This is a genomic window from Mesorhizobium sp. M7D.F.Ca.US.004.03.1.1 (genome assembly GCF_003998635.1).
GTDB classification, from domain to species: domain Bacteria; phylum Pseudomonadota; class Alphaproteobacteria; order Rhizobiales; family Rhizobiaceae; genus Mesorhizobium; species Mesorhizobium loti.
Genome location: NZ_RZQG01000178.1, coordinates 1 through 8,381, shown reverse-complemented (window position 1 = coordinate 8,381; position 8,381 = coordinate 1). Strand labels below are relative to the sequence as shown.

The following is an 8,381-nucleotide window of genomic DNA, read 5'->3' as shown; positions in this document are numbered from 1 at the left end:
ATCTCGCCTTCGATGTCGCGCACCGTCTTTTCCAGGTCGACCGGTTCGACGGCGTCCTGGTTGACCTCTTCGCGCACCAGGCGGATGGCGCTGTCGGCGATGCGGTCGAGCTCGTCGAGGTCGTGAAGCCATTTGTCGCGCTCGTCGTCGAGGAACTCGGCGCGCAGCCGCATGCGCGTCATCGGCGTGCGCAGATCATGGCCGGCGGCGGCGACCAGCCGCATGCGGCTTTCCATGGCGGTTCTCAGCCGCGACGAGAGCTGGTTCAGCGCATGCGCGGTGGCCTTGACCTCGGCCGAACCCACTTCCGGCACCGCCGCCAGCACGCCATCCGATCCGATCTTGGAGACGGCGGTCTCCAGCATCTCCAGCGGCCGGATCAGCACCGAGGTGAAATAGACCGACACCGCCGTGGCGCCGGCGACGATCAGCGAGATCCAGCCGGCCAGAATCAGCCATTCGCGCCGTGGCGGATCGATGTGGGGAACCTCCACGATCGCCCAGCGATTGTCGGGCAGGCGCACCGATGCAAGCTGGCCGGGTTCATCCGGCTTGTCGCTGACGACAGCCAGGACGTCGAAACCCCGGCGGCGCAAGACGTCGTTGAGCATCGCGGTTTCCGGACGAGCCACCTTGCCCCCGGCCGGGTGGTCGGTGAGCTGCACTTGCAGGACGTCCGGGATCGGGCTGGGCAGCAGCCGCATCACCAGCTCCATCTGCTGGGCGACCCAGGGCACGGTCAGTTCCGGCGGCGGCCCACCGCCGCGCACGCTGATGACGGCGGCCGTCGCCAGGCCGACGACGCCGACGATCGAGGCGACCAGCAGCAGGATGAGGCGGCGGCGCAGCGAGTTCACGCGTAGCTCTCCACCGTGTCGACGCGCGCGGTGAGCTGGTAGCCGCCATTGCGCACCGTCTTGAACAGCGGCCCGTCGCCGGTATCGGTGAATTTGCGGCGCAGCCGGCTCACCAGCACATCGACCGAGCGTTCGAGCGGGTCGCGCTCGCGGCCTTGCGTCAGGTCGAGAAGCTGGTCGCGCGACAGAAGCCTGCCGGGGCGGTCGAGAAACACCTGCAAAAGGTCGAATTCAGCGCCGGTGAGGTCGACGGCGACGCCCTGCGCGTCCGTCACCTTGCGGGTGTCCGGTTCCAGCCTGTAGCTGGCGAAGCGATAGATACGGGCGCGCGGCGGTGCCGGCGCCTCCTCGGGCGTCGAGCGCCTGAGCACGGCGCGGATGCGGGCAATGAGCTCGCGCGGGTTGAACGGCTTGCCGAGATAGTCGTCGGCACCGAGCTCCAGGCCGATGATGCGGTCGACATCTTCCTTCAGCGCCGTCAGCAGGATGACCGGGATGTGCGGCTTGCGGTCACGCAAGCCCCGGCAGATATCGAGGCCGGATCCGTCCGGCAGCATGACGTCGAGCACGATCAGGTCGAACTGACCCACGCCCAGCCGCTGCTCGCATTCGCGCCGGTCCGCCGCCGCCGTGACGCGAAAGCCCTGGCTGTCGAGATAGCGCTGGAGAAGCGTCCTGATCTCGCGGTCGTCGTCGACGACGAGGATATGGGGTTGTGACTGCATCAATCGTGCCCTTGCCTTGGCCGCGATTATAGGGAGAGCCGCGCCCATGCGGCATGGAAAATTGCAACTGAATGTTTCCGGTGGCCTGAGGGAAACATTCGGAAACAAATTGCCCTTTTGCGGAAACCTTCGGCAACACGCCGACGCGAAGCGGACAAACAGGCTTCCTATCCTCATGGTTGTCCGATGCATGAGAGAAAGGAACACCGTCATGCGAAGCAGACTTCTTGCGCTCGGCCTGTTTTCCGTCGCCGCAATCCACCCCGTGCTGGCGGCACAGCCCGATCCGGGCCCCGGCGAGCCCCCGGTCATGGCAATGCAGGATGGACCCGGTCCGCATGGATCGATGCGGCATGGTCCTCAGGGTTTTGGCCCGCAAGCTTTTGGGCCTGAAGGCTTTGGTCCCCGCCGTATGGGGCCGCCGCCGGAATTCATGCTCGCCGCCCGGCTGGCCGCGCTCGAGACCCGTGTCGGCATCCGCAGCGAACAGCTCGATGCCTGGCGCGACTACACCAGCGCGCTGCAGGCCGTGCTGACACCGCCACGGCCCGATCGCGGCCCTGGTGGTACGGGCGGTCCTGGCGGTCCTGAAGCGAAAGACCCTGATGCAGCAGGCCCGGGCGGCAAGTCCGATCCCTTCGCCTTCCAGGAAAAGCTGGCCGACGACGTCACGGCCCGCGCGGTTTCGGCCGGCAAACTGAAAGACGCGATCGCGGCACTGCGTGCCAAGCTGACGCCCGAACAGCTCGAAATCCTTGCTTCGGCGGAACGTCCCCACGGACCACCCCCCGGTCCCTGGGGCGGTCCGCCGGATGATGCAGCCGGCCCCAGAGGCCTGCCCAACGATGGCAGCCCGCCGCCGCCCCAGCCCGGGAACGGCTGATAACTCTGACCGGCTGCGCCGGCCGGCCCGGTACCCAACCCGTTCTCGGGCCGGCCGGTTTCTTCTGGGATGGCGGGCCGCCATCCCAGTTCAAATCATGCCCAATTCAAATCACCAATGGAAAGCACGACAATGTGGGAAGCCATGATGCTGCTGCGGCTGCTCGCGTCCGCCAGCCCGAGATTGTCGCTCGGCCATGCCAGACGCGGTCTTCCGCTGTCCAGACGCGGTCTTCCGCTGTCCAGACGCGGTCTTCCGCTGTCCGGACGCGGCCTACCGCTGTCCGGTCGCGGCTTGCCGCTGGCTCTGCCGGCCGACACGCTGAAGGGCGCGATCCGCCTGAGCTTCGCCGCCTGGCGCCTGTCGCTTCCGTTTGCGGAGCCGCTCAACAACCAAGGACATCATGACCGCAAGATCGCGTAAGGCTCGGGACCGCGCAGGACTCTGGATCGCGCAGGACTCGGGCAAGACGCTTGGCATGTCCTCGTTGATCGGCATAATGATGTTGGTGGGCATCGCGGCCAGCTACTCGACCTTCGAGCAGCTCCGGCCGCCGAGAAGGAGCGCGACATGAGCCGCTTCGAACCATTGCTCGTCGCCGCCCGCGGACCGGCGCGGCCTACCATCAAGATATCGGTCGGCATGCTTCGACCAAGCGGTCGATTGCCCGCGCACGCAACTCCAGCGAAAGATCATTCAGTCCATGTCTATCCAGTCTAGCCCGTCTCCGCAGCCGGCACTCCGTCTGGCGCCCTGGGCCGCGATGTTCGCTGCCACCCTTTTGCTGGCCGCCTGTTCACAGGAGAACGGCGCTCCCGCCGGCATGGGCGCGGCAGGTAAGCCGGAAGTCGGCGTCGTCACCCTGCATCGGCAATCGGTCGCGATCACAGCCGAACTGTCAGGGCGCACGGCGGCCTCGCTGGTTGCCGAGGTGCGCCCGCAGGTGAACGGCATCATCCAGCAGCGCCTGTTCAAGGAGGGCAGCGAGGTGGCGGCGGGACAGCCGCTCTACCTCATCGATCCGGCAAGCTACAAGGCGGCCTATGACAGCGCGGTCGCGGCCCAACAGAAGGCGGAAGCGGCGGTGCCCACGGCGCAGGCCAAGTTCGACCGCTATGCCGGCCTGTTGAAGCAGAACGTTGTTTCCAAACAGGATTATGACGATGCCGCCGCTACGCTCGCACAGGCGCAAGCCGATGTCGCCTCGGCCAAGGCCAGCGCCGAGACGGCACGCATCAGCCTCGACCGCACCTCGATCACCGCGCCGATCGCCGGCCGCATCGACAAGTCCACGCTGACGCCCGGCGCGCTGGTGACCGCCAACCAGGACACGGTGCTGACCACCATCCGCGCGCTCGATCCGATCAATGTCGATGTCACGCAGTCGAGCACCAATCTGCTCAATCTGCGCCAGGCCATCTCGGAAGGGCGGCTGAAGTTCAGCGGCCCCAATGTCAGCGTCAAGCTGAAGCTCGAGAACGGCACCATATACACGCAGACCGGCAAGATGGAATTCGCCGGCGCCAATGTCGACCAGACCACCGGCACCTTCGCGCTCAGGGCCGAATTCCCCAACCCCGACCGCCTGCTTTTGCCCGGCATGTATGTGCGGGCGCTGGTCGAGGAGGGCGTCGCCCAGAACAGCTTCCTGGTGCCGCAGCGCGCCGTCAGCCGCAACACCAAGGGTGAGGCCACCGCCATGGTCATCAATGCGCAGGGCAAGGTCGAGACGCGCGTGCTCGCGGTGCGCAACAGCGTCGGCAACAACTGGCTGGTGGATTCCGGTGTCGGCGACGACGACCGTGTTATCGTCGAAGGCATGCAACTGGTGCGCCCCGGCGGTGATGCGACGGGCGTCGAAGTGACGATCGACGAGACGACCGGCGAGGTCAAGGACCGCGGGCAGGGCACTTCGGCCGCACCAGCCGCGTCCAATGCGGCCAAACCGGCGCCTGCCGCCGCGACCGGGAACTAAGGCGATGTCCGTATTCTTCATAAACCGGCCGATCTTCGCCTGGGTGATCGCCATCGTGATCATGCTGGGCGGCCTCCTGGCGCTCACCTCGCTGCCGATCTCGCAATATCCGCAGATCGCGCCGACCACGGTCAATATCAGCGCCACCTATCCGGGCGCCGATGCGCAGACGGTGGAGAATTCGGTGACCAAGGTCATCGAGCAAGGCATGACCGGCATCGACAATCTCGACTACATGACGGCGACGTCGACCTCGACCGGTTCGGCCTCGATCACGCTGACCTTCACCACATCAGCCGATCCCGATACCGCCCAGGTGCAGACGCAAAACAAGCTGCAACTGGTGCAGTCGCAGCTGCCGCAGGTGGTGCAGAGCAACGGCATCACCGTCTCCAAATCCTCGACCGGCTTCCTGATGGTCATCGGCTTCGTCTCGACCGACGGCAAGATGAACTCGACCGATCTCGCCGACTATGTCGACGCCACCGTCAACGACACGCTGAAGCGCGTCGAAGGCGTGGGCTCGACGCAGCTGTTCGGCTCCGGCTATGCCATGCGCATCTGGCTCGACCCCGACAAGCTCGCCAAATATGCCCTGATGCCGAGCGACGTGGCCTCGGCGATCGAGGCGCAGAACACGCAGGTTTCGGCCGGCCAGCTCGGCGGCCTGCCGGCGCGCAAGGGCCAGCAGCTCAATGCAACGGTGACTGCCAAGAGCCGGCTGCAGACCGCCGAACAGTTCCGCAACATCATCCTGAAGAGCCAGACGGACGGCTCGCTGGTGCGCCTCAACGACGTCGCCACCGTCGAACTCGGCGCCGAAAGCTATACGACGCAGGCCAATTACAACGGCAAGCCGGCGGCCGGCGTCGCCGTCAACCTGGCGACCGGCGCCAATGCCATCAACACCGCCGAGGCGGTGCGTTCGACGATCGCCCGGCTGAGCTCGACCTTCCCGCAAGGGGTCGAGGTCGTCTATCCCTACGACACCTCGCCCTTCGTGCGGCTGTCGATCGAGGAGGTGGTCAAGACGCTGGCTGAGGCGATCGTGCTGGTGTTCCTGGTGATGTTCATCTTCCTGCAGAACCTACGCGCCACCATCATCCCGACGATCGCGGTGCCGGTGGTGCTGCTCGGCACGTTCGGCGTGCTGTCGCTGTTCGGCTATTCCGTCAACACGCTGACCATGTTTGCCATGGTGCTCGCCATCGGCCTTTTGGTCGATGACGCCATCGTCGTCGTCGAGAATGTCGAACGCGTGATGCAGGAGGAGGGCCTGTCGCCAAAGGAGGCGACGCGCAAGTCGATGCACGAAATCACCGGCGCGCTGATCGGCATCGCCACCGTGCTTTCGGCCGTGTTCGTGCCGATGGCTTTCTTCGGCGGCTCGACCGGCATCATCTACCGGCAATTCTCGGTGACCATCGTCTCGGCGATGGTGCTGTCCGTGCTGGTCGCACTTGTGCTGACGCCGGCACTGTGCGCCACCATCCTGCGGCCGCCCAAGGACCATGCGACGCAGACCGGCCCGTTCGGCTGGTTCAACCGTGTCTTCGATCGCGGCACGCTTGCCTATCGCGACGGCTCGCACGGCATCATCAACCGGTCCTGGCGCTTCCTCGTCGTCTTCCTGGCCATCGTCGTTGCCGTGGGCTGGATGTTTGCCCGGCTGCCAAGTTCGTTCCTGCCGGAAGAAGACCAGGGCATCCTGATCACCAGCGTGCAGCTGCCGGTCGGCGCGACGCAGGACCGCACCGAGCGCGTGCTGGCGCAAGTCACCGACCACTATCTCGGCCAAGAGAAGGACGCCGTCGACGGGGTGTTCACCGCCTCCGGCTTCGGCTTCGGCGGCGCCGGGCAGAATGTCGGCATCGCTTTCGTGCGGCTGAAGGATTTCGGCCTGCGCAAATCGCCGGCCATGGCTGCGCAGGCGATCGCCGGCCGCGCCATGGGCGCCTTCTCCAAGATCAGGGACGCGCAGGTCTTCGCGCTTGCGCCTCCCGCCATCCAGGGGTTCGGCAACACCAACGGCTTCGACTTCTACCTGCAGGACGTCAACGGCGCCGGCCATGACGCGCTGATCCAGACGCGTAACCAGCTTCTGGCCCTGGCCGGGCAGAGCAAGGTGCTCGCCAACACCCGCCCCAACGGGCAGGAAGACCAGCCGCAATTCTCGGTCGATATCGACCAGGAAAAGGCAAGCGCGCTCGGCGTCAGCCTGGCCGACATCAACAACACGCTGTCGACCGCCTGGGGCAGCGACTATGTCAATGATTTCATCGATCGCGGACGGGTGAAGCCGGTCTATCTGCAGTCGGACCCGAACTTCCGCATGCAGCCGGAAGATCTGGACAAATGGCAAGTCCGCAATGCCAGCGGCGCCATGGTGCCGTTCTCGGCCTTTGCCTCCAGCCACTGGACATTCGGTTCGCCCAGGCTCGAACGCTACAATGGGTCGGCGGCGGTCGAGATCCAGGGCGCGGCGGCCACGGGCGTCAGCTCGGGCGCCGCCATGGACGAGATCGACAAGCTTGTGGCGCAGCTGCCCGCCGGTTACTCCCACGAATGGACCGGCCTGTCGCACCAGGAGAAGCTTTCCGGCAATCAGGCGCTGTCGCTCTATGCGATCTCGGCACTTGTCGTGTTCTTGTGCCTGGCCGCGCTCTATGAGAGCTGGTCGATCCCGTTCGCGGTCATGCTCTCGGTGCCGATCGGCATCTTCGGCGCGCTGCTGGCGGCGAGCCTGTTCGGCCAGTCCAACGACGTCTATTTCAAGGTCGGCCTGCTGACCACGATCGGTCTCGCCGCCAAGAACGCCATCCTCATCGTCGAGTTCGCCATCGAGCGGCAGACTGCCGGCATGGGGCTCGTCGAGGCGGCGCTGGAGGCCGCGCGACAGCGGCTGCGACCGATCCTGATGACGTCGCTGGCCTTCATCCTCGGTGTGTTGCCGCTTGCGATTGCCAGCGGCGCGGGCTCCGGCGCGCAGAACTCCGTCGGCATCGGCGTGATGGGCGGCATGATCGCGGCGACCGTGATCGGCGTGTTCCTGGTGCCGCTGCTGTTCGTCACGGTGCGGCGCATCTTCAAGGGCAGGGCGGCCAAACCAGATACGGGCGAGACGCCGGTGACGGCCAACCAGCAATAAGGAAACTTCACATGACAGGTTTGGAACGTGGCTCGGTGGCCGCGGGGCGGCTCCTTGCGCCTATGCTCACCGCCGTCCTGCTCGCGGGATGCGTCGTCGGTCCGGATTATCAGGCGCCCATGCTGGCGATGCCGGCGAACTGGAGCGGCCAGAAATCGATGAAGCCGGCCCAGCCGGCGCAACTGTCGCAATGGTGGCAGCGGCTGCGCGATCCCGAGCTGAACACGCTGGTCGACGAAGCGGTTGCCGGCAATCTCGACGTCGCCACCGCCAAGGCCAGGATCCGCGAGGCGCGCGCCACCTATCGCCAGAGTGCGGGCACATTGCTGCCCTCGGTGGATGGCTCAGGCTCCGCTACCCGCAACAAGTCCGCCGAGACCACGTCAGGCTCTGACGCCACCTACAACGAGTACCAGGCCGGCTTCGATGCCAGCTGGGAGCTCGACCTGTTCGGCGGCAACCGCAGGGGCGTCGAGGCTGCCCGCTATGGGCTCGACGCCTCGCAGGAGGAGCTGCGCTCGACGCTTCTGACCCTGGTCGGCGATGTCGCATCGACCTATGCCCAGGCGCGCGGCTACCAGGCCCGCATCGCGCTCGCCAGGCGTTCGGCCGTATCGCAACGGCAGACCGCCGAACTCACCCGCACCATGGCGCAGGCGGGCACGGCAACCGCGGCCGACGTCGCCAAGGCGATGGGGCAGGCGGCGAGCACCGAAGCCGCGGTGCCGACGCTGGAGGCAAGCTATGCGGAGGCCGTGCATCGCCTCTCTGTGCTCACCGGCCGCCCGCCGGC

The 8,381-nt window shown here is 66.3% G+C and carries 7 protein-coding genes; 5 read left to right on the top strand and 2 right to left on the bottom strand.

Annotation, left to right across the window (positions count from 1 at the left end; genetic code table 11):
- Positions 1–857 (bottom strand): histidine kinase dimerization/phospho-acceptor domain-containing protein (locus EN935_RS12945; protein WP_127373358.1); only part of this gene is annotated, 857 nt, incomplete at its 3' end.
- Positions 854–1,582: a response regulator gene (locus tag EN935_RS12940; protein ID WP_127262935.1), complete on the bottom strand. Its 729-nt coding sequence runs from the start codon at positions 1,580–1,582 to the stop codon at positions 854–856. The genes EN935_RS12940 and EN935_RS12945, both read right to left, overlap by 4 nt.
- 211 nt (positions 1,583–1,793) lie before the next feature.
- On the opposite strand from EN935_RS12940, the gene EN935_RS12935 reads away from it, so the two are divergent.
- The 5 genes from EN935_RS12935 to EN935_RS12915 all read left to right on the top strand — a co-directional run.
- Positions 1,794–2,465 (top strand): hypothetical protein, encoded by a 672-nt coding sequence (locus tag EN935_RS12935; protein WP_127262934.1) that lies wholly within the window; start codon positions 1,794–1,796, stop codon positions 2,463–2,465.
- A gap of 132 nt (positions 2,466–2,597) precedes the next feature.
- Positions 2,598–2,888: a hypothetical protein gene (locus tag EN935_RS12930; protein WP_127262952.1), complete on the top strand. Its 291-nt coding sequence runs from the start codon at positions 2,598–2,600 to the stop codon at positions 2,886–2,888.
- Between the two features lie 340 nt (positions 2,889–3,228).
- On the top strand, positions 3,229–4,440 hold the full coding sequence (locus EN935_RS12925; protein ID WP_245468706.1) for an efflux RND transporter periplasmic adaptor subunit: 1,212 nt from the start codon (positions 3,229–3,231) through the stop codon (positions 4,438–4,440).
- A 4-nt stretch (positions 4,441–4,444) separates the two neighbouring features.
- Entirely contained in the window at positions 4,445–7,588 is a 3,144-nt protein-coding gene (locus tag EN935_RS12920; RefSeq protein WP_127373357.1) for an efflux RND transporter permease subunit, read from the top strand.
- Positions 7,589–7,599: 11 nt separating this feature from the next.
- Positions 7,600–8,381: TolC family protein (locus EN935_RS12915; protein WP_164771106.1), on the top strand; the 782-nt coding region annotated here is incomplete at its 3' end.

Excerpts from the sequence above, each read along its gene's own strand:
- EN935_RS12935 (WP_127262934.1), top strand. The coding sequence starts at position 1,794 with ATGCGAAGCAGACTTCTTGCGCTCGGCCTGTTTTCCGTCGCCGCAATC.
- EN935_RS12920 (WP_127373357.1), top strand. The coding sequence starts at position 4,445 with ATGTCCGTATTCTTCATAAACCGGCCGATCTTCGCCTGGGTGATCGCC.
- EN935_RS12930 (WP_127262952.1), top strand. The coding sequence starts at position 2,598 with ATGTGGGAAGCCATGATGCTGCTGCGGCTGCTCGCGTCCGCCAGCCCG.
- EN935_RS12925 (WP_245468706.1), top strand. The coding sequence starts at position 3,229 with ATGTTCGCTGCCACCCTTTTGCTGGCCGCCTGTTCACAGGAGAACGGC.
- EN935_RS12940 (WP_127262935.1), bottom strand. The coding sequence starts at position 1,582 with ATGCAGTCACAACCCCATATCCTCGTCGTCGACGACGACCGCGAGATC.